This is a genomic window from Mesorhizobium silamurunense (genome assembly GCF_014843825.1).
GTDB lineage: Bacteria > Pseudomonadota > Alphaproteobacteria > Rhizobiales > Rhizobiaceae > Mesorhizobium > Mesorhizobium silamurunense.
On the sequence record NZ_JHQR01000134.1, the window covers coordinates 1 to 23,480 of the forward strand.

The window sequence follows — 23,480 nt, forward strand, 5'->3', positions numbered from 1 at the left end:
CGCCCACCCTGCCGCCGTCGACGCGCTCGCTCCAGGATTGCGGCTGCAGGCCCTCGCGGGCGGCGCGCTCGAAATCGTCGCGAAAACGCCCGCCTGCCTCGCGCTGCTGGCGGGTGAGCGAGGTGATGCCCACCAGCGGATCGACATTGCGCAGGCGCACGATGCCGCCGGTGGAGGTGTAGCCGCCATTCGAGACCTCGTAGACGCGGCGCGCCTCCGCAGTGCCATTGGTGAGGCGCTGGCGGCCGAAGCGGTCCTGCTTCAGCGCAAAATCATGGCCGATCTCGCGGCGGATGCGCACCTGCTCGGCCTCGCCCTTGGGAAGTTTCGGCAGCTGGGGTTTTCTGGAGGGCTTGCGGGGCATGGGTGTTCCTTGGATTGTGGGCAATTGGAGAGGCTGGCGTTCCGGTGATCGCACTCCGATCACATTCCCCGGTGTCCGTGAAACCTGGCATGATGGTGCGCACAGTATGAGCGCGTGCCGGGCGTACGCAGGCCGCAGCAGAGCATGTCCGGTCCTGGGCGCGCGCCGAGCGGGTCGTCCTCGGCATCCTCGCGCAACGCGAGGTCAATCGGCGCGCGGCAGCGGCCGAACAGGCAATCGAGAAAGCGCATGGCCGCGACATGCGGCTGTCGGCCGGGCGCTACCGGAGGCGGCGGCGCCGGCAGTTTGTAGAGCTGGGCTTCGGATTTTTCGCGGTTGCCGGGTGTCAGCCAGGCCGGCGGCAGCGTACGGGCGGGTTTTCTCGCTTTGGGTTTTTTGCGTTTGGGGGAGGTATGCGGGCCGGCGACGTCCTCTGTGGATGGCTCCCGCGATGCAAGAGGTAATTCGTTGTTCTGGCGCATTGGTCGGGTGCAGTCTTCTGTCCGGCCTGTTTCATGCAGCCGTTTGAAGCTGCTGGCCCTGATGGGGTCGGCGAACAAGGTCCCAATCTGCTTTGCAGGCTATGATGCCTCCGACATCGCATGGGTTATCCCTGTTCCCGGCCTGACCGGTCTCGCCATCACATCGCGTCGCTCTTACAACCTCATGGAGCCGATTGATCGGCTCGATCTGATTTCTGCTTCAGTGTCTCGTCTTCTGCGCAACTTACGCTGCAAGGTTCGGAGCATGACGCGCTTGATAGGTTTCGCCGCGCGTCATGATAGCCCACACCACGCGGGCCATCTTGTTTGCCATCGCTACGCTCGCCACGCGCGCTGGCTTCCTGGCGAGCAACGCCAGGAGGCGCGGATCCGCAGCCTCGGGCTTATGCCTTGCCCGTCGGACCAGAGAGGTCGCGCCGATCACCAGGAGCTTTCTCAGGTACCGGTCGCCCATCTTGGTGATGTGCCCGAGACGGTCCTTTCCGCCGCTCGAGTTTTGCGAAGGTGTCAGCCCGAGCCAGGCGGCAAACTCTCGACCCGAGCGGAACTGACCCGGATCAGCAACCGAGGCCGCCAACGCAGTGGCACCGATCGGGCCAATGCCAGGTATGGTCGATAGACGCCGTGCCACTTCATTCGTTCTTTGCTGGGCAAGGATCGACCGGTCAATGGTCTGGAGCCGGGCATGGGTGTCGAGCACCTGCTCGCACAGGAGACACAGAATCTGCAGTGCCATTGCCGGTACGTCCAATGTGGATTTCTTCGCGGCTATCTGGCGCGCCAGCTTAAGCGCCCGCTCCAAACCTTCGGGAATATCGATACCGAACTCGGCCAACAGGCCGCGGATCATATTCACCAGCTGCGTACGTTGCTTGACCAGAAGATTACGGGTGCGGTGAAGCGATAGGGCCGCTTGCTGCTCGGCTGACTTCATCACGACGAAACGCATGGTCGGGCGTGTTACCGCCTCGCAAATCGCTTCCGCGTCCACCGCATCATTCTTTCCGCGCTTCACATAGGGCTTCACGTAGGACGGTGGCATCAGGCGGACTTCATGACCGACCTCCGTCAACTCTCGAGCCCAATGATGCGATGTGCCGCACGCCTCCATGCCGATCAGGCAGGGCGGCAACTTGGTGAAGAACGGCAGAACTTGCGATCGGCGCAGTGCCTTGCGCAGAACAACGTCTCCAGACGCGTCGACGGCGTGAACTTGAAAAATGCGCTTGGCCAGATCAAGGCCCACGGTGGTAATCTGCATGGCGGATGGCTCCTTTGCTCGGGTTGCCTGACAGCAAACCCACTGTGGCACTGTGATGCCGGGAGCGGGAGCCATCCACCTCATCTGCTTTGGCTCCATATGCGGATATGTCGGCGGGACAACGCCCCCCTCTGGCCTTCCCGTCCTCCGCAGCAGCTGCGCTGCTGCGGAGGGTGGACCGGGCATCTCCCCCATTTGGGGGGAGATTGGCAGTTTCCGCGCTGGCGCTCTCCGCCAGTTCGGCATGTCTGGAAAGCGCCGCCGGCTCGCAGAGCGTGACGCCTCCAGCCGCCGCCCTGCCCCGCCGGCCTGGTCGATCCGGCCGTGCCGTGTTCTTCCTCGGCCGGCCGCCGGCGCGGCCGCCTTTGGGGTTGGCGAAGCCGATCGCGCGGAGACCCGCATTGCGGTGGACGATGCCAATGATGGCATTGCGCGAGACCGGGCTGCCGCACAGCGCGCTGAAGCGGCCGGCGATACGCGAGGCCGAAAGCCCCTCCTTCAGCCAGGCTGCAATCACGTCGATTTCCTTTTCAGTGTAGGCGGCGGGCATGTCTCATTCCATCCGTTGCGAAAGGCTTGGGGTTGCGAAGCGCTCGGCTTGAAGCCAAGCGCCAGCGTTCGGCCGCGAGGCCGCATCTTGAGGTCTGGGAAAGGGTTGAAGTCAGGCGGCGCCGGGCGCCGCACCAAGCAGTCGAAGAAGGGCCGCCTCGGCGGCGGCCCGCGTCAGCCCCGACACCGCCTGGCCCGACGCGCGGTCGAACAGGATGACGGTGCCGTCCTCGGTGCGGATGCAGGAGATACCGCCTGAATTGGGGGCCGGAGCGGAGGGAGGAGCGGCTCCGGCCGTTCCGGTGAACCGGGGTGCGGGCGGTTCAGCCAGATCCGGGGCAAAAGCCCCGGAATGCGCGGACTGGGGAGGACGACGGTCCGGACGATTGGAATTCAAAAGTCGAGGGACGCGGGTTCATGCCGCCTCCCCCAGCGATGCACAGGGACCGGCCAGCCATTCGTGGCCGACACCGGCAATGCCCAGCCCGCGGCTCGCCGCAACGACATGCGGCCAGCGCTGCGGCGCAATGCGGCCGCGACGGCGCATCTGGCGGGCGGCCTCGTAGCCGCAGCCGACACCGGCAGCGAAGGCGCCGATGCTCTGCCAGCGGTCGACAAGTCCCGAGATGGTCGTGGGCAGACTCACGACGCTCATGGGCAATACGGAAATGCTTGCGGGATGTTCATTCATGCGCTAAGCGTACGTTATGTACGAACGACAGGCAAGCGAAATCGTACACTTTGGACGATAATTTTCAGGCATTTTGTACGATCATGGATTCTCGGCACAGATTGCAGCAGGCGCGCGCCCAGGCAGGCTATGCCTCGCCCAGCGATGCGGCGCGGGCGCTGCGCGACATCAACAAGAACACCCTCATCAGCCACGAGAACGGCAACCGGCCGCTGTCGCGCAAGGCGGCGGAGAAATACGGCCGGCTGTTCGGCGTCGATCCCGGCTGGCTGTTGTTCAATGGCGACGGCGCCGAGGCCGGCCCCGCGCACCTCGCCCCCTTGCCCGTCACCATCGACGTGCCGATCGTGTCCTGGATCAGCGCCGGCGAACTCGGCAGCCAGGACAGCGTCGTCAACCTTTCCGACTATCCGACCATTCCGACCGCCGACCTCGAGGAAGGCGAGTGGATTGCGCTGCGCGTCGACGGGCCGTCGATGAACAAGATCTCGCCGCCGGATTCGATCATCTTCGTCAACCTGCGCGACAAGCGGCTGGTGACCAATGGCTGCTACGTGATCGCCGACGAGACCGGCCGCGCCACCTACAAGCGCTACCGCCCGAACGACACCCCGCCCTTCCAGCCGGCCTCCTATCTCGACATCCCGCCGCCGGAGCTGGAAGGCGCGATCACCATCATCGGGCGGGTGAAAAGGTCGATGATCGATATGTGAGCGCTACAGTTGGGGGAGCGCTTTGCCTTCGGCTTTCAACTGGTCGAAGTACTGGTCCATCGCCTCGGGCGCCAACACGAAGAGGTTTTTGAGGTAGGGATTGCCGCGCAGCCCGATGCCAAATGATCGTTTGCCCTTCTGGTTGATCTGAAGCTCGTCGACGTCGCTTTTGCCTCGGCTGAACCGATAGCGAAATTCCACAAAGTTGCGGTCCAGAACCTCCCGATAGGGCGTGAGGGCTTGGCAACCGGTTTCGACAATCGACGTCGCAGTGGCGAACAGCCGCGTTCTTGAACGGGAAAGCGGCACGACGAAGGAGATCAAAAGAACGCTTGCTGCAACAAATACAAGCAACGTTATGGCCATGGTCTTGGCCTTGGGGTCGAGAAAGACGGCGGCGTTCTCGGAGCGCAAGCTATAATGTGCATAGGCGTAAAGATCGGCTTTTCCTTTGAGCCATCAGCTCTATGACGACAATGGCTATCGCGACGAACGTTCCGAGGAAAATAACGGTCATCAGATAGGAAACCCAGAGTCGCTCGCCACATGAGTATGAAGCGAGAAACCCGTCACTCAGCGTCATTTCCATTTCAGAAGCCTGCCCCAGCACTCGCCCCAAATCGCATCAGGTCATATTTGGATGATGCTAGAGCAGGTCAAGTGTTCTTGGCTCCTGCCAAATAACCTTTCGTGAAATAGGTCACGAAATCCGAAAGGGGCCAGCCGCGCATCTCCCCTTCTCAGGGGAGATGGCCGCGTTACAAGATTTTCGCGATCCTCTTATAACCGCTCGCAGTCCTATCGTTCAAATTGTACGAATCATGCTTGACCGCTTTTCGTACATTAAGTACGATGCATCCCTTCGTTGAGGGGACTTGCTTGAACACCGCGAACCATGTCGCTTTCGCCGATCTCTCCCGTCCGATGCTGTCGCCATTGCCGTTCGCCGAGCGCGAGCGCCTGGCCGGCGCATGGCGCATGGCCAGCCAGGACATCGCCGACGACATCCGCTTCATCCGGCAATATCTGAAAGTAATCGCCGAAAAGGACGAACGCCTGTCGACCGGCACGCTGGTACACGGCCGCGCCTATGTCGAGGCCTGCGCGGCCTGGCTGCCGGAAACAGTGGCGCGGTATTCGAGGAACCTCAGGCTGATCAGCGACTGCGAGTGCGCGATGATTGCTGCGGGCGTGAGGTTTGCAAAGTCGAGCGATGCCTGGGAGTGAACTACCTCTCCTGCGCGCGGAGATAAAAGCGAACGCCGGCAGCACAGAGGAGGCGCGAAAGGAACGCGGCGAAGACAGTTGCCGCCCCTCCGAGTGCGGAGAAGCACCCACTGCAACCCTTGGCTCTCCACCTCAAAAAATGCATCGTTTCACACAATTGCCAATTGGTGGACGGGGTCGAATTGCCGGTAGTTTAATTCTCTCCGGGCGAAGGAGGACATAGTCGCGTACCAGGGAGGAACTCGTTTGATGGACCAGCAAATCGACATCGGCATACAACCCGACAATCAGCCTTACGAAGTCACCTCATTTGCCAGGAAGCATGGCCTGACGATCCCGGTCGCGGACGCAGTGCTTTTTGCCAAGGGTCCGTCGCCGTCGCGGGCTGCCTGCGATACCGCAGCGCTCGCCTTCCTCTGCGCGGTCGCGCAATACGCCAAGAAGCAAGTCCCGCGCTAGCGGTTCAGCTACGCGCCTCTCCTACCAGCTGAACTGCAGCCCGGCATTGCCGCCGACGACATTGCCGGAGAAAGCGATGCCGAGCGTGCCGGTCAGCCGGCCGCCATGGGCGAAGCCTTCGCTCAGCACTGCGGCACCGGTGATGCCGAAGGCATTGGCGTCACCCATATTGCCCCAGTTGACGCGCAGCCCGAAATGCTCGCCCTGGACGAGGTCGGGCGCTGCAAGGGCGGCCGAGATCGAGGCGTTCTCGAAGGCGCGCGTGACGCGGTTGTCGATGTCGTCGACCTGGCTGGCGAGTGCTGTCTTGCCGGTGACGGTGGTGGTCCCGCCTTAGCCGTCGTCGACTTTCCGCTTCGTCTCGCCGGTCTGGGCGTTGATGCAGGTGTCGGTGCCAGGGCTGTAATAGCAATTGGCCCCATAGGCGGCACAGACCTTGACATATTCGACCGCGGCCTGAGATGGCGCCGCGAGGAGCGTTTGCTGCGCCGAGGATCGCCGGCGCAAGGAAATATCTGACCATGGTTGCCCCCCGGCCGCTCTTACCAGGTGAGCTGCAGGCCGGCGTTGCCGCCGACGGTCTTGCCGGAGAAGGCGACGCCGGCAGCGCCGGCCAGCCGTCCATTGCCGCCGGAGAAGAGGCCCTCGCCCAGAACGGCCGCGCCGGTCACGCCCATGGCGTTGGACTGGCCGGCATTGCCCCAGTTGACGCGCACGCCGAAATGCTCGCCCTGCACCAGATCCGGGCTAGTCAGCGCCGAGGCCACCGAGGCGCCCTCGAAGGCGCGCTGGACTCGGGCGTCGATGTCGTCGACCTTGCTCGCCAGCGCGGTCTTGCCCACAACCACGCCGTCCGCGGTCGCGCGGCGCGTCTCGCCGGTATTGGCATTGATGCAGGTGTCGGTGCCAAGGCTGTAATAATACTGCGCGCCATAGAGCGAGCACACCCTGACGTACTCGACCGGCGGCGCAGCCAGCGCCGACGCCGAAAAGCCGCTGGCTGCGGCCAGAAACGCACATGAAATAAGACGGTGGATGCCCCGCATACCCTGACCCCCGAAGTTGGATTGAGAAAACCCTCGCGCCAAAATCGCCACTAGGGGCGCGAACCGAGTCAACGGATGTTCCGGGCTCAATACCTGACTTTTACTGGGAGTATTTCGAATGAAAGCGCGGCTGTTGCCGCAGGGTCACAGTGGATTGCTCGATCTGTTCAGCAACCCGCGATCAGGCTAAGCCTATTTATAAAGGAGATCTAATTTTAGATTAACCTAATATTGTTCGCCTGTACCTTCGGCGGCGAAAGTTCCAGCGTATCCATGCGCGCCAAAACCTTTCGGGCGCGGCTTCCCGCGCCCTCGTTCACCCAGTCATGGAGACGGACCGGCGACGCTCGCCGTCGGAAATCAGGCCTTGGCGTTCGGCTTGGCGGGAGCCTTTGCCTTGGCCGGGGCCTTGGCGGGCTTTTCTGCCTTCGCCGCCTTTGGCTTGACGGCCTTGGCGGCGGTCGCCTTTTTCGGCGCGGGCTTGGCCTTCGGCTTCGCAGCGCCGTCGATCTCGGCGGTCGCCTGTTCCCAATGCTCCATATGCGCGCCTTCCGGCCGGCCTGCCTGTTCCCAGATCTCATGCGCCCGCCGGCGAATGCGTTCCTGCCTGTCGTCCGTCACTGTCGCCTCCTTTAGCTGGGGACGTTCCCCGACGGAAACATTAGCCGAATTTTCCGGTGGCGTCTTGCGCATCGTCGCATGAGGACCTGAACCTCGGCAGCGACTTCTTCAGTGCTCGACGGCGATAACGGCGACGCCCAGATGTGCTGCCTTTTTTGTGATCAATCCGGCCAAATCGGCATCGGAGCGCTCGGTCCCGGTGCGCTCGCGCAGAATGGCGATCGCATCCTTCATCGACAGCAGGCCGGTGCAATGTTCGGCCAGAAGCTTGTCGACGTTCTTGGCGATGTCAGGTGATTCGACATGGGGGTGGTGCATGGCTGCGACTCCTTTCTAGGAGCCGGCATCCCCCCGCCGGCATGGCGGGAGGATCGGGGGCTCGGAAGCACAAGGTTACTCGATAACCTGTATCACTCTGCGTGTGCCAGGGTCGACCAGAACCGTGTGGTCGTTGACGACAGTGTATCTGTACTGAACGTCTGGCACCGTCTGCAGTTCTACCGTATCAGGTACGGTAGAACCGACGCCAAGCTCCAGCCCCAGAACATTGACCGAGGCGATCGGATGCTTGTGGACATACTCCTTGACGACGGTCTGCTGCTCCGGGGTGACGATCACTTCGTCCGCAGCCGCGAAGCCGATGCCGGCGACCAGAGCTAGGCCGGCGACAGCAGGAATAAGGGTGGTTTTCATCATAAATCTCCTGTTGCGTTGGCGAGCTCCGCATTGCCTCCGCAAAGAGCGGAAACATCGGCGTATCGAAAATAGGAGCTCTCGGAACAAACGCCTGCGCAACACCCTTGTTCCGTCAGAAGGCGCCAATCGATCCCGCGCACAGCATCGACGGGAACCGTCGTGCGCGGCTTTGCATTGTTTGCATCGAACGATTTGACAATCCGAGGCCCCGCTATGACTGAAGGTCTTGTCAGAAGCGACATGCCCCTTCGCCGCCCGGTGGCGATCGCCGTCGGGGCGGGATTCAAGCGCGAGATCGCTTCACTGGCGGCGATGCAGAATTTCCTCAAGGAATGGCCGGAGACGATGCGCGGCGACTGCTATTGCGCGGCGGTGCAGGCTTGTGAGGCAGCGCGGACCGGAGAGATGAAACTCGAGGAAGCGCGGCGGGCCTTCCTCTCCTTCGCGGAGAAGGCCGGCATCTTGTGGACCGGCATCGATCCGGTGACGGCGCTGCGCGAAGCCAAGATCAGGCGAGTCAGGGCAAGGCGCGAGAGCGAGGCGCGCCATTAAAGCGCGCTGCGCACGCGCAACGCCGCGCACTGCCGCCCATTGCGGACGGCAGCCGATCGACGTCGGATGACGAGGAAAATCGTTGTCAGTTCGGCGAAGCTTCGCTGAACGACTCGGTGAGGAAAGATGCGGCGATCAGGTCGTCCGCATCGATGCGTAGGGAGCCCTCGCCGCCCCCCATGATGGCCGCGACCTTCTGGAAGGTTTTTATCTCATGTTCGGTGATCCGGGCGTCCTCCATCCTGGCTCGCAGATCGGCGACGCGCATCCCGAGCGAGCGGGATGTTCCGATTTCTCGTTTCGACATGTTGACTAGTCCTCCTCGCCCCCAGCCCATGCCTGTTTCGCCGCCGCCCGAATCTGCACCCTGCCAGTGGTTTGTGTTGTCTATGAGACAGAGCGGACCCAGAGCGCGAAACTCGGGCGTGGGCGGAAGGTTCCGTTAGCGTATGGTAACAAAATAATACTGGGTAAATGGCCCACCGCCCGCGGAGGGCGACGGGCCATTTCGGCTCGCTGGCCGCCTACCGGCCACTTACTGCAGCACCTTCACGATCTTGCGGGTGCCGGGGTCGACGATCACAGTCTGGTTATCGATGACCACATAGCGGTATTTGACGTTCGGCACTTCGTGCAGCTCGACCGTGTCGGGAAGGGCGCTGCCGATGCTGAGCTCGATGCCGGGGACCTTCACCGAGGCCAACGGCTGCTTGTGCACATATTCCTTGATGACGGTTTCCTGCTCAGGCTCGATGACAACGTCCTGCGCGGCCACGGCGCCAGCGCCGGCCAAAAGCAGAAGGGCCGCGGCGGCTGTGGTGATGTGCATTTTCATGGTCGTCTCCTTTTGTGGTCAATCGCCTCTGCTGCGCCTGCGATTTCCACAGCGATTCGGCTAACGCGGTTAGCCAAGGCTTGTTCCTACAAAAATCGGAGCGCTCTCGTCGCAAAGACCCCGCCGGCGTTCCCGCAAAACAATCTCGGAACAATGCCTTCCAAGCAGGGTTTAACCAGCGAAGGGACCGACTTTCCGAGGAGAAATCGGATGAAACATCTTCTGATTACGAGCATGATCGCGCTCGGCGTCGGTTGCGGCGCCGCAATGGCGCAGACCGAGTCCGCGCAGCCGAGCGGCGGCGACAATTGTGCCGCCGGCCAGGCCGACTGCCAGAAGGGCGGCAAGGCGGGCGAGCAGGCCCAGGGCAAGATGAAGTCGCAGACCGAGCAGAATGCTCAGGGCAAGGCCGGCGCCACCACCGAGCAAAATGCCCAGGACAATACGCAGCTGAAGAAGAAGAAGCAGCAGGCCCAGGGCAAGGCCGGCACCAGCACTGAGCAGAATGCCCAAGGCACGACCAAGATGCAGACCGAGCAGAACGCTCAGGGCAAGACCGGTGCCACCACCGAGCAGAATGCTCAGGACAGCACCACGCTGAAGAAGAAGAAGCAGGCCCAGGGCAGCACCAAGATGCAGACCGAGCAGAACGCCCAGGGCAAGACCGGTACAACCACCGAGCAGAACGCTCAGGGCACCAACGTGCAGACTGATCAGAACAAGACGGCCTCGATCACCAATGTGACGGTCGAGCAGAAGACGCAGATCACGCAGATCATCCACGAGACCCACGTCCAGCCGGTCGCGAGCGTCGACTTCGACATCTCGGTCGGCGTCGAGATCCCGCGGCACAAGATCCGCCTGCATCGAGTGCCGGCCCGCATCGTCAAGATCGTCCCGGCCTATGAATCCTACGAGTATTTTGTGCTGGCCGATGGACGCATCGTCATCGTCGATCCGGACACTTACACGATCGTCGCGATCCTCGAGGCTTGATGCGGACAGCATCGCGACAGGAGGAGGCCCGCCGCGCCGCAAGGCTTGGCGGGTCGTTTTTTTCCCGGCGCGGAATTCGCAAATGCTTGGAACAGGCTCCATAAAATCCAAACCCCGCCGCCTTAGCAAGAAAGCAGCGGGGTTTGGCCTCCCGCCGATGAAGGGACGTTCTCGGCGGTCGTGCGGGATTGCGCGATGGTTGGGGACAGGCTTTAGCCGAGCAGGATTCCGGCAGCCGCGAAGACGATGCAAAGGCCGAAAACAGGCGCAAGAAGCCACCGCGCCTCATAGACGCTGCGGTCCATTAGCTTCTCCTGATCATTGTGACGAAAGGGAACGGATCGGCCTCGGCTTGGTTCCTGAGACAGAGGTCGCCGATCCCAGGTCCCTCAAGGCGTCGGCCTTAAGGCCTATGGCACGGAGGCTCCCTGAAGTCTTGCGATTCCGCCGGAAAAGGTGCAAGGGTCAAGATGGGTAGAGCAATGGGCGAGATCGTCGATGACCGCATGCGGTCGCGGCGCTCGGTTGGGCAAATGTATTTTCCGCAGTTTCTTGTGGGAATGACGGCAACGCTGGCGGTGATCCTCGGGTGGACCTATGCGTCCACGGGATCGGTCTGGGCGGCGCTGGGCTGGACATTCATGGCGGGCGTGGTGCTGCAGGCAGGTTACTTCGTGGCCGTGCTGTGGCTCGTGCACGGTGAGACCCGCGTGAAGGACGAGGCCAAGGCCGGCACCGCATCAACGCCAGCCGAGCTGCCCAGTCCCTTCGAGCGCGACGGTATCATCCACGCGCTGATCTCGCGGCTGTTCCCGACGCTGCTGCCCTAGCAGCTCAGCATTCGCAGGGCACCCAGCTCTCCAACATTCCCCGGAAGCGGCCCGGTTCCCTCAGTTTTTGGGGATTGAGAGTTACTGGGCCTAACCGGCGGGGACCGTTACGGGGACTTCGCTACGTGGGCGCACCGGCTGGCTAGAAATATACGCTCCGGCTAATGCAACCGGAACGCATTCATAAGGACGAAGGCGGGAGTAGCTTGCCGCATGGGTGCCGTGACGCGTTCGGCGCGTGTGGCAAGCTGGTGCCGTTCCTGACGAGGTAAATGTCGGACAGCCAATCCCAGCCGGCCCGAGCCGATCCGGACGAGGTTCGTGGCTTCTCCGCCAGCGGCAGTGGCAACGGCCGGGCGGCGCGTGACCGCCCGGCTGTGGCCATCGAGGCTCAGCGCGCTGGGGCGACCGTAGCGGAGCGTACCGTCTCCGAAGACGAGAAGACGATGAAGGCAAAGATCAGCACCGCGGCGGCGACGATCAGCGAGCCGATCGCCACGACCGGCTCGACCTCCGGATGGCCTCCCGCCAGCATCCAGTAGAGCGCCGGCAGCATGATCACGATGCCGACCGTGTAAAGGCCGTAATGGATCATGGCGATGCGGCGCTCAGCCTTGGCAGGATTGAGCGCATAGTAACCGCCGAAGATCGCGCTGGTGACCCAGCCGAGAAGATTGATGTGGGCATGCGCCGGAAAGGCGCCGTGATCGCCCGAAATCGCCATCTGCAGCCCGGCGGCTACGCCCAGGACGAGAAAGACGATGGCTGTCTTGAAGAAAAGTTCCGAAACCCGTGGCATTTTGTTGTCCTCCCAATGCCCTGTGAAACCCCTAACCAGCCAAGTCTACACACGGCAAAGCATATTAGCTATGACGCACCGGGGGCGAAGGTGGGTTTTGATGTGGATGAACCATTCAACGTCGGCGGGACAGCGCCCCCCTCTGTCCTGCCGGACATCTCCCCACATGGGGGGAGATCGGATGTCGCGCAGGCTTTCGCCAATCTCCAACGCTGCTGCCTGGCGGGGCGCCCCGCGCTCAGGATTCGCGGCGGTGACGGCGATCGTCCACGACGCGCGCGAGCACCTCGGTGGGGTCGCGGTCGACCGGCAGCGCCAGCATATTTTCGATGTCGAAGGCGGTGACGCCGACATCGCGACGCTCGCATTCGCTCATGGCGGCGAGGGCTGCGAGGTCGCTGCGTGCTCTCCAGAAGCGCGGCAGCCACAGCAGGGCCGACGTCACGGCGGCGAGCAGCCGGAAAGGCCGCGAGGGAGAAGCATGCGACGGGCGATCGGCTGCGAGGCCGATGAAGGGAACCAGCGTGGTCATGGTGTTGTCTCCGTCCTCGAACTGTCCTTGAGCGACAGCAAGGATGAGCGTAGTCGGCGGCCGGCTGGAGATCGTGAGGCCGAGGCGAAAGTCGGGGGAAATTGCGACGAAATCGGCAGGCGGGCACCGGCGCAAGCCCCGCACCGGATCTGGTTCCGGATCAAGGTCAGTCCGGCAGGCCGGCCTCGCGCAGGCCGGCGGCGATGCGTTCGCTCGTGCCCGCGTCGAAGGGCGAGGCGTCGCCAACCCTGGCAATGGTGAGGCCCGGGTAGGTTTCCATGAGCCTGCGGCAAGCGTGCCGTGCCTCGTCCTTGCGACCGGCATGAACCAGCGCCGTGACCAGCAGGCGCAGTCCCCACCAGGCGCCCGGCTGCTGGCTAAGGCCGCGCTGCGTCAGCGCCACCGCCTCGTCATAGCGCGCGGCGACGAAATGCGCGGCGCCGATGCCGATCTCGGCCATGTAGCCCATCGGGTCGCGCGGGCTCAGCCGTTCGAAATGCTCGAACTTCTCGATCGCCGCCTCGGGCCGCTCGCGATAGACATCCAGCCAGGCGCTGCGCAGCCAGGCCCAGGCGGAATTCGGATCGAGCGCGCGCGCCCGCGCCAGATATATGTCGGCGACATCGTAGTCGCGGGCAAAGGAATGCGCCGCGCCGAGCACGGCAAGCACCATCGGGTCGTCGCCGGAGAGCGCCGCGCCCTTCTGCGCCAGGCGCAGGCCCTCCTCCCGGGAAGCGGCCGGCGTTTCGGTCCAGCGGTAGCCCGCGCGCTGCAGATGGCACCAGGCCAGCAGCGAAAGCGCCAGCGGATAATCCGGCTCGATCGCGATCGCACGTTCAAGCAGCGTGCCGGCCTCCTCGTTCTGCGCGCGCTCGAGCGACCAGGTGAGCGGAAAGGCGCGCAGCACGTAGTCGTAGGCGGCGAGGCTTTCCGGCCGCTTGCGCCGCGAACGCTCGATCTCGGCCGACAGGATGGACGGCTGGATGGCGCCGACGACACTCTCCGCAAGCCGGTCCTGCAGGTCGAACACATCGGCCATGGTGCCGTCGTAGCGGTCGGCCCAGATCGTCTTGCCGGAAGCGGAGTCGATGAGCTGTCCGGTGAGGCGGATGTGATCGCCGGCCTTGCGGACGCTGCCGGTCAGCACGTAGCGCACATCGAGTTCGGCTCCGGCCCGTTTCACGCCGTCGGCCTCGCCCTTGTAGGCGAAGCTCGAATTGCGGGCGATGACGAACAGCCAGCGCATGCGCGACAGCGCCGTGGTGATCTCGTCGACCATGCCGTCGGCGAAATAGTCCTGCGCCGGGTCGCCGCTGAGGTTCTCAAAGGGCAGCACCGCGATCGACGGCCTGTCGTCGGCGCTGCCCTCCCCGCTCCCGGTCGCGACCCGATCCTCGAGGCGGCGCACGCGCTCCTCGTCGATCACATAGCCCCGCCGCAGCACGGTGCGGATCAGGCCATCGGCCTCGGTGCCGAGCGCCTTGCGGATGTCCTTCATGCATTGGGTAAGCGAATCGTCGGAAACGGCGATGTTCGGCCAGACCGCATTGACCAACTCGTCCTTGCCGATGACGCGGCCGGCATTTTCCAGGAGGTAGACGAGTAGCGAGAGCGACTTGGCGCGCAGGTCGACGTCGTGCCCGCCCCTCTGCAGCCTGCCCCTGTGCAGATCGAGCCGGTGGCCGGAGAATTCGAACGTCGTCATGTCGCCCCTCGAGGAGACATTAAACCAACTAGCGGTCGATCAATATCGTCGCTCGCCAGACGACATCATGACTGTCCCGCGGCATCAAGGCTTTCGTCCGCTGAAGATTGCGTGGCCGGCGAAGAGCCAGATGCAGTCGACCGCGGCGAAACCGGCTTCGGACAGCCAGGCAAGCTGCTCGGCCAGCGAGGACGGCTTGTCGATCGGCTCACCGTCGGGATTGCGGAAATAGTTCCAGCCGAGGCGGTTGAACTCGGCGAAGGCCGCCAAGTCGCCGTCGATCGCGAGCGAGCGCGAACGCACAGCCTCGTCCCACTGCCGCGCGGCGATGGCGAGAGCGCATGCGCTCGGCGGCCGTACGATGTCGGCCACCACCAGCAAGCCGCCCGGGCTGAGCGCCTCCGCAAGGTCGGCAAACAGGATCTGCTTCTGCCGGCCGTCGAGATGGTGGATGGCAAGCGAGGAGACGATCGCACGCGGCGGCTCGGAAAAGCGTCGCCAGTCGCGATCCGCCAGCTCGAAGGCGGCGGTGGTCAGGCGGCTGGCATGATCGCAGCAGGTTTTCTGCGTCTGCTCGCGCATTCGCTGCGAACCGTCGAGCGCAAGCATCCGGCTGTCCGGAAATCGCTCCAGCAGTGCGCGGCTGAGCATGCCCTCGCCGGAGCAGAGCTCGACCAGCAGGCCGCCCGGCACGGCGGGGATAAGGTCAGCGATCATGTCGATCTGGCGTTCGCGTTCGGGAACGAAGTAGCGCCCGTAGTCGAGAAAGCTGCGGGAATTGTTCTCGTTCCAATGCTGCGCGCCTTGCATGTCCGCCATGATGTGTTCCTTCCCTTTCGGGCATGCTGCCCGAAGCCCCGCCTGCCGACATGATGCCCGGCTGAAATTCGGCTGAAATCGGCGTGAGGCGGCGAATGGCGCCTTCGGCGAAGCTGCCAATCTCCCCCAAGTGGCGGAGATCGATGTCACGCCGGCTTTCGCCAATCCCCAACAAAAATGCCGCCGGGCGGAGGCCCGGCGGCATGGCAGTTCACCCTCTGGTCGGTCGCGATCGCCTTACGGCGTGGACGTCGCCGCGGCGGCCTGGTCGATCTTGTCGGCCAGCACGCCCTTGGCCCAGTCCGTCACCTCCTGATCGACCGGCTTGTTGGCCATGTCTTGCAGGGCGGCGTCGAGCGACGCGTCATCGGGGGCAGGCGTATTGGTAACCGCATTCTGGGCATCCGTGACCGCCTGGGTGTCAGCGGTGATCGCCGTGTTCTGGGCGTCGATCTGCGACTGAACGTCGGCGATCTGCGCGTCGAGAGCCGCCTGCTGTTCGGTCGTGAAGCCGGTTGTGTCAGTCGCATTGAGGTCGGCGAGCTGCGTAGTGAGGTCGGCGAGCGTGGCCTGGTCCGCGGCCAGCTGGGCGTTTGCCGCGTCGAGCTTGGCCTGCGCGTTCTGGGCTGCGGCCGCCTGCGTCACATAGGCCTGGATGCCGGCGAACTTCTTGCTCTTGGAGTTCATGTAGGCGTTGATGTTGCGCTGCAGCGAGTTCAGCCGGCCGAGCTTGGCATGGATGTTCTTTTCCTTCGGCGTCGCGGCCGTGGCCGTGTCATCCGTGATGTCGTCGGTCGTATCGTCCTGCGACTTCGCCAGCTGACCCGGAGCCGATGCCTTGCCATGCGAGGCGCTGCTGTTGCCCTTGCCACCGCCATTGCCGTTTCCGTTACCGCCGCCATTGCCGTTGCCGCCGCCATGGCTGCCGCCATTGCCGTGGCCTCCGCCATTGCCGCCGTCCTTGGCAAGCGCCGGAGCAGCCGCGAGCGCCAGAATGGCCAGTGACGCTAAGAGTGTCTTTCGGATTGTCATCGTGTTTCTCCGCAGGTGAATCGCCACCACTGCCCAACCGCTAGGCTGCGTCTTATGAGAATTCCCTAATGGCTTGGAGTAACTTTTAGACAAATACCGTCGCGACGAGGGAGCAAACCGGGGAAACAGTACCGACGCCAGCTAAGATTCTATCTTAACCCATTGAAATAATTTCATAAATAAAAGGACCAAGCACGGGTACGCCCTCCGGAACAATGAAGGCCCACGTCCCATCGGACCATGGGCCCAACGCCATGCGGCCTGTGTCGGTCAAAGCAGGCCAGGTCCTTGTTTATGCATCGGTTTTCGCAAAAACGCAGCCGGGTTTGGGCATCGGACACGAGAGCCGCTGGCATCAGGGCGGGCGAGCGCGAAAACGGTTTGTTTTCATGCAATCCCGGACGAACGCCGTTATATACTTTTATATATATTTCCTGGAATTGCTCTTTGTCTTACGCAATTCCGAACGGAATACCGCTTCACACTTTTCCTGGAATTGCTCTTTGTCCTGGCAATTCCGAACGGAAAACCGCTTCACACTTTTCCTGGAATTGCTCTTTGTCCTGGCAATTCCGAACGGAAAACCGCTTCACACTTTTCCTGGAATTGCTCTAGCTGCTGATCAGCGGCACGTTGACGGTGGTGGAGTAGTTGATCGCGAAATCGCTGAAATAGGGGAACTCGATGACAAAGGCGTAGCCGGCGTTGACATGCGCCATTTTGAAGCCGCCGCTCGGCGGATCGGTGGTGATCGTGACGTTGACGTTCTGCAGGCCGAGCGCCTGCAGCCTCTTTGTCGCGATCGCCTGGATCTGGGCCTGGGTCATCGTGTTGTCGAGTTGCAGGGAGCGCGCGGAGGTCTCCAGCGCGTAGCGCACACTGGACTCGTTGTTCATCGACCAGCCGAAGGCAAAGATGCCGAACAGGAGCATGATCAGAAAAGGCACGATCAGCGCGAATTCAATCGCGGCTCCGCCGGAGGCATTGCCGCCAAACGCCCTGGCTCTCCGTTTAGCGGACACGGATCACCTGCTGATGACCGAGCGCGGTGTCCTTTGGAAAGGGGCCGAAGGTGAAAGGCGGGACCCAGGTGCCCGACGCCTGGATCTGGACGAAGACCGAGGGCAACTTCGGTCCGGCGCAGATGGTGGTCGACGTGACCACGGTCGTTCCGCACTTGTAGCTGCGGGTAACGGCGACCGCCGCATCGTCCGGTTTCTTTTCCCAACTCGCTACCGCCGCGGCCTGGATGGCGCTGTCGTCGGTGGCGCCGGCCAGCAGCAGATTCGCCGCCGTCTTCACGCCCGCCCGCATCGCCATTGAGCTGGTGACATATGACCAGCCATCAGCGATGCCGAAGAGCGCAGCGCACAGCACTGGCAAGACCAGCGCGAATTCCACCGCGGCAGCGCCGGAGCGGTTCTTGCGGAAGCGGATTGCCTGCGGCCCCATACTGCTACTCGACGATCGCAATCGACGGGGCCGCCGGGAGGTTCTTCATCCCGAGGCTCGTGCAGTCCTGGTTGATGGTGGAATTGCCCGACCACTGGATGGTGTCGGCAACGACCTGCGTGCAGCCGTTGACGCCCGAGAAATTGCCGAGATAGTTGACCTGCTGCCTTGGGAAGTAGATCGCGCCGGTCAGCAAGGAGGTCGCGGTGCCGTTGAAGGTGCTCTGCGCTGAGGTCCCCGTCCTGTCGCCATAAAACAGCATGCCGGAATAGGTGCCGGACGTCGGCGCGCTGAGCGTGACGGTGGCATTGCCGTTCATGCTGACGGTCGTGCTGCCTGCCATGAAGATGGTCACGCCGGTGCCCGAGATGACCGCATTGGCGTTTATCTTGAGATTGCCCTGGAGGACATACACGCCGGGAGAAAGCGTTACGTTGCCGCTGAGGCTAAGGTTGCTGCAGTAAGTCCCGGGACTCAGCGTCGTCTTGTTGCCGTTCTGGCACGGGTTGCTGACGGCGGGCGCCGGCAGGCTGGAGAACGGATCGGCCACAGGGAAGGACTTGGTAATCGGAGACTTACAGACTGTGGTGACTGGATTGTTCAGCACCATGCCACCGACCGAAACCAGGCAGTCGGCTTTGAGCGACGCCGAGCCCTGCACCTTGATGGCATCGTCGGCGATCGAATTCGACGCGATGACGCAGCCGGTCAGCTTGACGCTGGTGCTGCCGGAGAAAAGCGCCGCCTGCGAGGCCGACGGATTGAGCGCGTCCATGCAGCTATAGGCGCCATCGGTGATCAGCGCCACCGCCCTCGCCTGTTCCGGCACTTTGCTCTGACTGAAGATGGAGGTGAACATCCGATCCAGGTTCTGGTTGAGGATCACCTCGACCGCCTTGTTGGCCGTGTTCGGTCCCGAGGTGGGCGGCGTGTGGACGACGATGGTGCCAGTACCCAGCCCGTTATCGGTCGCCGACTGGGTGGCGGCCGTCGTGATCGCCGCGGTGTCGGATCCCGCGATCTTCTCCAGCGCGCCGGCATAGGCGGCGCCGTCGGCCGTCGCCTGCAGCTTCAGGCTCGAATAGTACCAGTAGGAGGTCTCGACGCCGAGCCCCGCCCCGCCGACGACAATGGGCAAGGTGAGTGCGAAGATGATGGCGACATTGCCGCTCTCGCCGCTTCGCAGGCGACGGGAGACGAAGTGTCTGAAAATTCGACCGAATGAGGCCATGGCCCAGCGCGCCCAAGATATCCCAGCCATCACGTTCAGCACCCGCCGATAAACGAATGGCTAATTTTTTTCCTCGACTTGCGGCTTTTGGACCCCTGAGGGCGTATTTGCCACCTTACGTCGCAGTCTCTCGGACTTAGGTCCCAATTGGCATCAGACTAAGGTATAACCAATAGAGAATACTGATATTTTAGCATTTCCTGCATTTTATCTTTTTCGGAAATCTCCCGTAGAGACAGGATGGCGTATCGCTCTCCCATATCCGGCGAGGGGTGCTGCCATGATTGGACGGTTCTGGGCTTCGAAGCGCGGCAATTTCGCGCTGGCGACCGCGATCGCCATGGTGCCGCTGATGCTCGTCGTGGCCGGCGCCGTCGACGTGGTGGGCACAAGCGACGACGCCGCGCAACTGCAGAACTCGCTGGACGCGGCAGGACTCGCGGTGGGCACGAAATACCAGCCGAACATGTCGGCCGGCGACGTGCGGCAGCTCGGCCTGACTTTCTTCGCCGCCAATATGAGCGCCGCCGACGCCGGTGAATATTCGGGCAGCCTCGCGGCCTTCCAGGCAACGGGCAGCGGCGATCCCAGCGCCTACACCATTTCTCTGTCGTCCAGCATCAGCCGCCCGGCTTTCGTCAGCGGCGCGCCCGCCTGGCAAGCGATCCGCTCCGCCTCCGTCGAGGTCAAGCCCGGGGCGCAGGCGTGCGTGCTGGCGCTCGATCCGCATGTGGGCTCCGCCGTCAATCTGCAGGGCTCGACCAATGTCGCGATGAACGGCTGCGTGATCGCCGCCAACTCGGACGCAGCCGACGCCGTCAATCGGGGCGGCTCGGCGATAGTCAGCGCCGGTTGCGTCTCGACGGTCGGCTCGACCTCGGGGATCACGCCGCCGAACGCCACGCTTTCCTGCGGCGCGCCGCTCACCAACCAGTACGCGTCCTTCGATCCGCTGGCCAACGTCACCCCGCCCGCCTACGGGCTCTGCCAGTCGATGCCCAACGGCAAGACGATCACGCTCTCGCAGGGCACCTATTGCGACAAGACATGGTCGGGAAAGATCACGCTCAATCCGGGCACCTACATCCTGCGCAACGTCACCATAAAGCCCGGCGGCAATGGCAGCCTCACCGGCCATGGCGTGACGATCTTCCTGATGGAAGGCTCGCAGCTCTACATCAACGCCAATGAACAGGTGAACCTCTCGCCGCCGACCACCGGTCCCTATGCCGGCATCACCATCTTCCAGGCCCACGGCAACACACAAGCGCTGACGCTCAACGGCGGATCCGGCTCGGTGGTGAGCGGCTTCATCTACGCCCCCGACGCGCCCATCTCCTATGCCGGCAACTCCGACATGAATGCGCAAGGCAGTTGCCTGCGGCTGGTCGGCAAAACCGTGGAAATGACGGGAAACTCAGCGGTGAAGTCGGATTGCTCGGCCGAGCTCGGCAATCGCGAGATGTATGCCGGCAGGATGATCACCCTGGTGAAGTGAGGGCGCCACTCTCCCCATTGAGGGGAGACGGCCAGAGGGGTTGTCTCACTTAGAGGCGACCCCCTCTGCCGCCTTCGGCGACGCCTCCCCTCGGAGGGAGATCACAGCTCGCCGACGATATCGGCGCCCGGCTGTTCGTCGAAGAGCACCGTGCAGCCGCGCTCTAGCGCCACTTGGCTCAAGGCATTCGCCGCGGCTTCGTCCGACGAGACGAAGTCGCCGGTCAAGACACGCAGTTCCTCGACGGCTCTCGACATCGAGATGAGGCGCCCGGCCGCGCGGTCGCTCGCGCAGGCATCAACGACGCAGAGAAGATCGATGAGTTCGAAGCTGTCCATGGCGGCCTCCGCCCACAGCATCCCTTCGCGGGAGTCAACGGCGTGACGGGCGGCCGGGTTCCGCTTGGAGTCGTTGCGGTCACGATTTCGACGACGGCCTGGGCGGCGCGCGTTTGAGATCGAAGCGGAGCGGCAGGCAAGGCTCGAAGCAGGTGCCGCGCACGGAGCCGGTCGTGATCGCATCGACCGTGAATGGGACCACCATCTCGGCCCGGCGTTCCGGCCAGAGCGGCCTGCCGAAGACGAGGAAGACGCCGGCGATCAATCCTGCCAGGAGGAAGAAGGCGAATAGGTTCGCGATAAATTCGCCGGGCTGCATGGATATCTCCCCGAGCGGTTCACCCTTAAGCTTCACCCTTCGCAGGAATGCAGAACCGCTCTGTTTCTTGTCTTTGTCGCAATTCCGGACGGAAAACCGCTGCGCCCTTTTCCTGGAATAGAGGTGCCCGCCACATCGCAGGAGATGGCGGGCCCTCCCTTGTCAACCGCCGATGAAGGGACTTTGCTCGACGGCCTGTGAAGCAATGAATTGCCGGCGCACTTGTTTCCAGAAATCCGGCCGGTCGGGCCTCTGCGTTGCAAGGTGAGACTTCAGTCCCACCGGTGCCTGGACCCTAGCCCGAATGCCGAATATCCACTCCCGGCCCTCGTCCGCCGGCGGCACCCGATCGCTTCGGCCGGGCGCAACCAGTTGGCCGGGAACGCGTTGATCAAACGGCTACTCCAGCAACTGCCCGCGCCGAAAGGCGCGGGCTTTTTTGCTGGCGGACGGGGCTCCGCTTAGCCGTCCATTTCCATCGGCTTATGCCCCGGCCTCTGATGCCAGACGACCTGCCGGAAATCCGTCAGTTCGACAATCTGGTCGCAGACCGGACAGACATAGCTGTCGCAACACTGACGGAGCGCCAGCGGGGTGCGGCGGGCGGTGACGGCCGGCGGACGCGGATCCAATGGCATGGCTTGATTGAGCATCGACTTCCTCCCTGGTTTTTCTGGTCTTCTTGCCCGCCCCGCTTGCGCCTCGCCTATGGCGGTTTCGACCGGTGCGGCGGAAGCGCCCCCGCAAGCGGAATTCGAGACGAATTGTCGTGGATGGGGCTTGGCCTTGCGGCGACGCCATTGGCGCAATTCACCTGCCGAGGGTTCATGCGATTGTCCCCAGTGGGGCGAGAAATTGGGTGGCCACTCAGTCACCGTAGTGCCCGCGCAAGAAACAGCAAATCACCGGCAGAACGTGCTTGCAATACAGCTCACGCGACAAAATCGATTTCCCGCTGCACCCGGCAATTACATTAGCAATCGCTCATTGAAAGACATATAAAACCGGCAGCGGTCACCGACGATCGCAGCGTCGGGCTCCGCTTGGAAATGGGAGGATGCCATGGCCGAAGCGCCAATGAACGTCACCAAATTCGAATCCAAGTCGCACAACGATCCCGACGAGGTCCGCTCGCCCGCCAAGACCCGCGTCGAAATCGTGCGGCTGCCGGGCTACACGCTCGGGCGGCTCAACATGGAGCCGGGCTGGAGATGGTCCGAATGCGTGAAGCCGGTGGTCAAGACCGACAGCTGCCAGGTCTCGCATGTCGGCTATGTCGTGTCCGGGACGATCACCGTGCGCATGAACGATGGGACGCAGAAGACCTTCGAGGCCGGCACGTCCTACACCATCCCGCCCGGCCATGACGCCTGGGTGGAAGGCAATCAGCCGTTCCAGTGCATCGAGGTGCTCAGCGCCGAGCAATACGCCAAACCGGCATAGCTGACGGTTGGCGATTGGCGGAGCGCCTGAGCGCGTAATCTCCCCATTTGTGGGGAGATTGCCAGTTTCGGCGTCGCATACAACCTGCTCCAAGCTTACCGGTTGCACGAGGTTGCAAACGTTCTCCTGTCCGGCGCGACGGCTTGACAAGAGACCGGTTTTGTTCTCTTTATGTTCTGGTAAACACCTCTTACAAAAGTCTTTACTAATGCTGCGGCGCGGTATCGGGCCGGAGATGGGGAGCGCGCGCGATGCCCGCCACGAACGCCGCTTCAGCCGCCACCATCCTGCATGCCGATCTCGACGCCTTCTACGCCTCGGTCGAGCAGTTGCTCGACCCGTCGCTGCGCGGCAAGCCGATCGCGGTCGGCGGCGGCGTGGTGCTCGCCGCCTCCTATGAAGCGAAGGTCTTTGGCGTGCGCGGCGGCATGCCCGGCCGCAAGGCGCGCGAGCTCTGTCCGCAGTTGATCTTCGTCGGCGGGCGCTTCGGCGAATACCAGCGTCTTGGCGACGCCGCGATCAAGGTGCTCGACGATTTCACGCCGCTGGTCGAGCGCATCTCGATCGACGAGGCTTTTGCCGATGTCGCCGGCTGCACGCACCTGTTCGGCTCGCCGGAGGAGATTGCCGGAAGAATCCGCAGCCGCGTGAAGGCCGAGCTTGGCCTGCCGATCTCGATCGGCGTGGCGCGGACGAAGCATCTCGCCAAGATCGCCTCGCAGGTGGCCAAGCCCGACGGGCTGGTGGTGGTCGAGCCCGGCACCGAGCTTCAATTCCTGCACGATTTGCCGGTGTCACTGATGTGGGGCGTTGGCCCGGCAACCAAAGCGCGGCTCGCCGAGATCGGCGTCGAGACCATCGGGCAATTGGCGCGCACGCATAGCGGCGCGCTGGAGCGGCTGATCGGCCATGCCGCCGGCCAGAAGCTGGCGGCCCTTGCCTGGAACCGCGACCCGCGCCGGCTGGAGA

At 63.2% G+C, this 23,480-nt stretch carries 34 protein-coding genes and 1 pseudogene; 10 read left to right on the forward strand and 25 right to left on the reverse strand.

What is annotated here, in order from left to right:
* The 5 genes and pseudogenes from DH10_RS15375 to DH10_RS15395 form a co-directional block, all read right to left on the reverse strand.
* Window positions 1-364: pseudogene (locus tag DH10_RS15375) on the reverse strand (DUF6456 domain-containing protein); the annotation flags it as partial.
* Window positions 365-423: 59 nt separating this feature from the next.
* The gene (locus tag DH10_RS15380) at window positions 424-924 is read right to left on the reverse strand and encodes a hypothetical protein (RefSeq protein WP_246811566.1); all 501 of its coding nucleotides are present in this window, start codon (window positions 922-924) and stop codon (window positions 424-426) included.
* 166 nt (window positions 925-1,090) lie between these two features.
* Complete coding sequence (locus DH10_RS15385) at window positions 1,091-2,128, reverse strand: IS110 family RNA-guided transposase (RefSeq protein WP_192384940.1); 1,038 nt, start codon at window positions 2,126-2,128, stop codon at window positions 1,091-1,093.
* Complete coding sequence (locus tag DH10_RS36970) at window positions 2,103-2,678, reverse strand: hypothetical protein (protein WP_246811567.1); 576 nt, start codon at window positions 2,676-2,678, stop codon at window positions 2,103-2,105. The genes DH10_RS15385 and DH10_RS36970 overlap by 26 nt, the downstream gene beginning before the upstream one ends.
* 414 nt (window positions 2,679-3,092) lie before the next feature.
* Entirely contained in the window at window positions 3,093-3,332 is a 240-nt protein-coding gene (locus DH10_RS15395; RefSeq protein ID WP_192254257.1) for a hypothetical protein, read from the reverse strand.
* A 119-nt stretch (window positions 3,333-3,451) separates the two neighbouring features.
* On the opposite strand from DH10_RS15395, the gene DH10_RS15400 reads away from it, so the two are divergent.
* A complete protein-coding gene (locus DH10_RS15400; protein WP_192254259.1) occupies window positions 3,452-4,081 on the forward strand; it encodes a LexA family protein in 630 nt (209 codons plus the stop codon).
* A 3-nt stretch (window positions 4,082-4,084) separates the two neighbouring features.
* Here the strand turns inward: DH10_RS15400 and DH10_RS15405 are convergent, their stop codons facing one another.
* Entirely contained in the window at window positions 4,085-4,495 is a 411-nt protein-coding gene (locus DH10_RS15405) for a hypothetical protein (RefSeq protein WP_192254261.1), read from the reverse strand.
* 465 nt (window positions 4,496-4,960) lie between these two features.
* On the opposite strand from DH10_RS15405, the gene DH10_RS15410 reads away from it, so the two are divergent.
* The gene (locus DH10_RS15410; protein ID WP_192254263.1) at window positions 4,961-5,308 is read left to right on the forward strand and encodes a hypothetical protein; all 348 of its coding nucleotides are present in this window, start codon (window positions 4,961-4,963) and stop codon (window positions 5,306-5,308) included.
* 249 nt (window positions 5,309-5,557) lie between these two features.
* Window positions 5,558-5,767 (forward strand): hypothetical protein, encoded by a 210-nt coding sequence (locus DH10_RS15415; RefSeq protein WP_192254265.1) that lies wholly within the window; start codon window positions 5,558-5,560, stop codon window positions 5,765-5,767.
* 21 nt (window positions 5,768-5,788) lie between these two features.
* On the opposite strand, the gene DH10_RS15420 is transcribed toward DH10_RS15415, so the two are convergent.
* Complete coding sequence (locus tag DH10_RS15420) at window positions 5,789-5,935, reverse strand: hypothetical protein (RefSeq protein ID WP_192254267.1); 147 nt, start codon at window positions 5,933-5,935, stop codon at window positions 5,789-5,791.
* A 1-nt stretch (window position 5,936) separates the two neighbouring features.
* Between DH10_RS15420 and DH10_RS15425 the strand changes: the two genes are divergently transcribed.
* On the forward strand, window positions 5,937-6,104 hold the full coding sequence (locus tag DH10_RS15425; protein WP_192254269.1) for a hypothetical protein: 168 nt from the start codon (window positions 5,937-5,939) through the stop codon (window positions 6,102-6,104).
* Here the strand turns inward: DH10_RS15425 and DH10_RS15430 are convergent.
* The 5 genes from DH10_RS15430 to DH10_RS15450 all read right to left on the reverse strand — a co-directional run bounded on the left by DH10_RS15430 (window position 6,101) and on the right by DH10_RS15450 (window position 8,127).
* Window positions 6,101-6,274, reverse strand: a complete 174-nt coding sequence (locus tag DH10_RS15430) for a porin (RefSeq protein ID WP_246506380.1) — start codon at window positions 6,272-6,274, stop codon at window positions 6,101-6,103. The genes DH10_RS15425 and DH10_RS15430 overlap by 4 nt on opposite strands.
* A gap of 35 nt (window positions 6,275-6,309) precedes the next feature.
* Complete coding sequence (locus DH10_RS36290; protein WP_210327795.1) at window positions 6,310-6,813, reverse strand: porin; 504 nt, start codon at window positions 6,811-6,813, stop codon at window positions 6,310-6,312.
* Between the two features lie 360 nt (window positions 6,814-7,173).
* Complete coding sequence (locus tag DH10_RS15440) at window positions 7,174-7,434, reverse strand: DUF2934 domain-containing protein (protein WP_192254273.1); 261 nt, start codon at window positions 7,432-7,434, stop codon at window positions 7,174-7,176.
* A 108-nt stretch (window positions 7,435-7,542) separates the two neighbouring features.
* Entirely contained in the window at window positions 7,543-7,752 is a 210-nt protein-coding gene (locus DH10_RS15445) for a hypothetical protein (protein ID WP_192254275.1), read from the reverse strand.
* 75 nt (window positions 7,753-7,827) lie between these two features.
* Complete coding sequence (locus tag DH10_RS15450; protein ID WP_192254277.1) at window positions 7,828-8,127, reverse strand: DUF1236 domain-containing protein; 300 nt, start codon at window positions 8,125-8,127, stop codon at window positions 7,828-7,830.
* A gap of 216 nt (window positions 8,128-8,343) precedes the next feature.
* Here DH10_RS15450 and DH10_RS15455 point away from each other — a divergent pair, with 216 nt between their 5' ends.
* Complete coding sequence (locus DH10_RS15455) at window positions 8,344-8,682, forward strand: DUF982 domain-containing protein (RefSeq protein WP_246811568.1); 339 nt, start codon at window positions 8,344-8,346, stop codon at window positions 8,680-8,682.
* Between the two features lie 85 nt (window positions 8,683-8,767).
* Here the strand turns inward: DH10_RS15455 and DH10_RS15460 are convergent, their stop codons facing one another.
* Window positions 8,768-8,989, reverse strand: coding sequence for a hypothetical protein (locus DH10_RS15460; RefSeq protein ID WP_192254281.1), 222 nt, complete (start codon window positions 8,987-8,989; stop codon window positions 8,768-8,770).
* Between the two features lie 228 nt (window positions 8,990-9,217).
* On the reverse strand, window positions 9,218-9,517 hold the full coding sequence (locus DH10_RS15465; protein WP_192254283.1) for a DUF1236 domain-containing protein: 300 nt from the start codon (window positions 9,515-9,517) through the stop codon (window positions 9,218-9,220).
* A gap of 210 nt (window positions 9,518-9,727) precedes the next feature.
* Here DH10_RS15465 and DH10_RS15470 point away from each other — a divergent pair, with 210 nt between their 5' ends.
* Window positions 9,728-10,513, forward strand: a complete 786-nt coding sequence (locus tag DH10_RS15470) for a DUF1236 domain-containing protein (protein ID WP_192254284.1) — start codon at window positions 9,728-9,730, stop codon at window positions 10,511-10,513.
* Between the two features lie 482 nt (window positions 10,514-10,995).
* Entirely contained in the window at window positions 10,996-11,343 is a 348-nt protein-coding gene (locus tag DH10_RS15475) for a hypothetical protein (protein ID WP_246506381.1), read from the forward strand.
* Window positions 11,344-11,734: 391 nt separating this feature from the next.
* Here DH10_RS15475 and DH10_RS15480 read toward each other — a convergent pair whose 3' ends face one another.
* The 8 genes from DH10_RS15480 to DH10_RS15515 all read right to left on the reverse strand — a co-directional run bounded on the left by DH10_RS15480 (window position 11,735) and on the right by DH10_RS15515 (window position 18,943).
* Entirely contained in the window at window positions 11,735-12,142 is a 408-nt protein-coding gene (locus DH10_RS15480; protein WP_192254287.1) for a hypothetical protein, read from the reverse strand.
* A 238-nt stretch (window positions 12,143-12,380) separates the two neighbouring features.
* Complete coding sequence (locus DH10_RS15485; RefSeq protein ID WP_192254289.1) at window positions 12,381-12,674, reverse strand: hypothetical protein; 294 nt, start codon at window positions 12,672-12,674, stop codon at window positions 12,381-12,383.
* Between the two features lie 166 nt (window positions 12,675-12,840).
* Window positions 12,841-14,379, reverse strand: coding sequence for a winged helix-turn-helix domain-containing tetratricopeptide repeat protein (locus DH10_RS15490; RefSeq protein WP_192254291.1), 1,539 nt, complete (start codon window positions 14,377-14,379; stop codon window positions 12,841-12,843).
* 84 nt (window positions 14,380-14,463) lie between these two features.
* Window positions 14,464-15,198 carry a class I SAM-dependent methyltransferase gene (locus DH10_RS15495; protein ID WP_192254294.1) on the reverse strand — a complete coding sequence of 245 codons (735 nt, stop codon included), beginning with the start codon at window positions 15,196-15,198 and terminating at the stop codon, window positions 14,464-14,466.
* A 237-nt stretch (window positions 15,199-15,435) separates the two neighbouring features.
* Complete coding sequence (locus DH10_RS15500; protein WP_192254296.1) at window positions 15,436-16,230, reverse strand: hypothetical protein; 795 nt, start codon at window positions 16,228-16,230, stop codon at window positions 15,436-15,438.
* 611 nt (window positions 16,231-16,841) lie between these two features.
* Window positions 16,842-17,252, reverse strand: a complete 411-nt coding sequence (locus tag DH10_RS15505; protein WP_192384941.1) for a TadE/TadG family type IV pilus assembly protein — start codon at window positions 17,250-17,252, stop codon at window positions 16,842-16,844.
* Window positions 17,242-17,682, reverse strand: a complete 441-nt coding sequence (locus DH10_RS15510; protein ID WP_192254300.1) for a TadE/TadG family type IV pilus assembly protein — start codon at window positions 17,680-17,682, stop codon at window positions 17,242-17,244. The genes DH10_RS15505 and DH10_RS15510 overlap by 11 nt, the downstream gene beginning before the upstream one ends.
* Window positions 17,683-17,686: 4 nt before the next feature.
* Entirely contained in the window at window positions 17,687-18,943 is a 1,257-nt protein-coding gene (locus tag DH10_RS15515) for a TadE/TadG family type IV pilus assembly protein (protein WP_246811569.1), read from the reverse strand.
* A 250-nt stretch (window positions 18,944-19,193) separates the two neighbouring features.
* On the opposite strand from DH10_RS15515, the gene DH10_RS15520 reads away from it, so the two are divergent.
* The gene (locus tag DH10_RS15520) at window positions 19,194-20,411 is read left to right on the forward strand and encodes a pilus assembly protein TadG-related protein (RefSeq protein WP_192254304.1); all 1,218 of its coding nucleotides are present in this window, start codon (window positions 19,194-19,196) and stop codon (window positions 20,409-20,411) included.
* Window positions 20,412-20,512: 101 nt separating this feature from the next.
* Here the strand turns inward: DH10_RS15520 and DH10_RS15525 are convergent, their stop codons facing one another.
* The 3 genes from DH10_RS15525 to DH10_RS15535 all read right to left on the reverse strand — a co-directional run bounded on the left by DH10_RS15525 (window position 20,513) and on the right by DH10_RS15535 (window position 21,721).
* Window positions 20,513-20,749 carry a hypothetical protein gene (locus tag DH10_RS15525; RefSeq protein ID WP_192254306.1) on the reverse strand — a complete coding sequence of 79 codons (237 nt, stop codon included), beginning with the start codon at window positions 20,747-20,749 and terminating at the stop codon, window positions 20,513-20,515.
* Between the two features lie 79 nt (window positions 20,750-20,828).
* The gene (locus tag DH10_RS15530; protein WP_192254308.1) at window positions 20,829-21,068 is read right to left on the reverse strand and encodes a polymerase; all 240 of its coding nucleotides are present in this window, start codon (window positions 21,066-21,068) and stop codon (window positions 20,829-20,831) included.
* A 461-nt stretch (window positions 21,069-21,529) separates the two neighbouring features.
* Window positions 21,530-21,721, reverse strand: a complete 192-nt coding sequence (locus DH10_RS15535; RefSeq protein WP_192254310.1) for a hypothetical protein — start codon at window positions 21,719-21,721, stop codon at window positions 21,530-21,532.
* Between the two features lie 409 nt (window positions 21,722-22,130).
* Here DH10_RS15535 and DH10_RS15540 point away from each other — a divergent pair, with 409 nt between their 5' ends.
* Window positions 22,131-22,511, forward strand: coding sequence for a cupin domain-containing protein (locus DH10_RS15540; protein ID WP_192254312.1), 381 nt, complete (start codon window positions 22,131-22,133; stop codon window positions 22,509-22,511).
* Between the two features lie 251 nt (window positions 22,512-22,762).
* A partial coding sequence (locus DH10_RS15545; protein WP_485020596.1) for a Y-family DNA polymerase occupies window positions 22,763-23,480 on the forward strand: 718 nt, incomplete at its 3' end.

Coding starts and splice junctions, on each gene's coding strand:
- DH10_RS15385 (WP_192384940.1), bottom strand. CDS start 2,128: ATGCAGATTACCACCGTGGGCCTTGATCTGGCCAAGCGCATTTTTCAA.
- DH10_RS36970 (WP_246811567.1), bottom strand. CDS start 2,678: ATGCCCGCCGCCTACACTGAAAAGGAAATCGACGTGATTGCAGCCTGG.
- DH10_RS15395 (WP_192254257.1), bottom strand. CDS start 3,332: ATGAGCGTCGTGAGTCTGCCCACGACCATCTCGGGACTTGTCGACCGC.
- DH10_RS15400 (WP_192254259.1), top strand. CDS start 3,452: ATGGATTCTCGGCACAGATTGCAGCAGGCGCGCGCCCAGGCAGGCTAT.
- DH10_RS15415 (WP_192254265.1), top strand. CDS start 5,558: ATGGACCAGCAAATCGACATCGGCATACAACCCGACAATCAGCCTTAC.
- DH10_RS15420 (WP_192254267.1), bottom strand. CDS start 5,935: ATGGGTGACGCCAATGCCTTCGGCATCACCGGTGCCGCAGTGCTGAGC.
- DH10_RS36290 (WP_210327795.1), bottom strand. CDS start 6,813: ATGCGGGGCATCCACCGTCTTATTTCATGTGCGTTTCTGGCCGCAGCC.
- DH10_RS15445 (WP_192254275.1), bottom strand. CDS start 7,752: ATGCACCACCCCCATGTCGAATCACCTGACATCGCCAAGAACGTCGAC.
- DH10_RS15450 (WP_192254277.1), bottom strand. CDS start 8,127: ATGAAAACCACCCTTATTCCTGCTGTCGCCGGCCTAGCTCTGGTCGCC.
- DH10_RS15455 (WP_246811568.1), top strand. CDS start 8,344: ATGACTGAAGGTCTTGTCAGAAGCGACATGCCCCTTCGCCGCCCGGTG.
- DH10_RS15460 (WP_192254281.1), bottom strand. CDS start 8,989: ATGTCGAAACGAGAAATCGGAACATCCCGCTCGCTCGGGATGCGCGTC.
- DH10_RS15465 (WP_192254283.1), bottom strand. CDS start 9,517: ATGAAAATGCACATCACCACAGCCGCCGCGGCCCTTCTGCTTTTGGCC.
- DH10_RS15470 (WP_192254284.1), top strand. CDS start 9,728: ATGAAACATCTTCTGATTACGAGCATGATCGCGCTCGGCGTCGGTTGC.
- DH10_RS15475 (WP_246506381.1), top strand. CDS start 10,996: ATGGGCGAGATCGTCGATGACCGCATGCGGTCGCGGCGCTCGGTTGGG.
- DH10_RS15480 (WP_192254287.1), bottom strand. CDS start 12,142: ATGCCACGGGTTTCGGAACTTTTCTTCAAGACAGCCATCGTCTTTCTC.
- DH10_RS15485 (WP_192254289.1), bottom strand. CDS start 12,674: ATGACCACGCTGGTTCCCTTCATCGGCCTCGCAGCCGATCGCCCGTCG.
- DH10_RS15490 (WP_192254291.1), bottom strand. CDS start 14,379: ATGACGACGTTCGAATTCTCCGGCCACCGGCTCGATCTGCACAGGGGC.
- DH10_RS15495 (WP_192254294.1), bottom strand. CDS start 15,198: ATGGCGGACATGCAAGGCGCGCAGCATTGGAACGAGAACAATTCCCGC.
- DH10_RS15500 (WP_192254296.1), bottom strand. CDS start 16,230: ATGACAATCCGAAAGACACTCTTAGCGTCACTGGCCATTCTGGCGCTC.
- DH10_RS15510 (WP_192254300.1), bottom strand. CDS start 17,682: ATGGGGCCGCAGGCAATCCGCTTCCGCAAGAACCGCTCCGGCGCTGCC.
- DH10_RS15515 (WP_246811569.1), bottom strand. CDS start 18,943: ATGGCTGGGATATCTTGGGCGCGCTGGGCCATGGCCTCATTCGGTCGA.
- DH10_RS15520 (WP_192254304.1), top strand. CDS start 19,194: ATGATTGGACGGTTCTGGGCTTCGAAGCGCGGCAATTTCGCGCTGGCG.
- DH10_RS15525 (WP_192254306.1), bottom strand. CDS start 20,749: ATGGACAGCTTCGAACTCATCGATCTTCTCTGCGTCGTTGATGCCTGC.
- DH10_RS15530 (WP_192254308.1), bottom strand. CDS start 21,068: ATGCAGCCCGGCGAATTTATCGCGAACCTATTCGCCTTCTTCCTCCTG.
- DH10_RS15535 (WP_192254310.1), bottom strand. CDS start 21,721: ATGCTCAATCAAGCCATGCCATTGGATCCGCGTCCGCCGGCCGTCACC.
- DH10_RS15540 (WP_192254312.1), top strand. CDS start 22,131: ATGGCCGAAGCGCCAATGAACGTCACCAAATTCGAATCCAAGTCGCAC.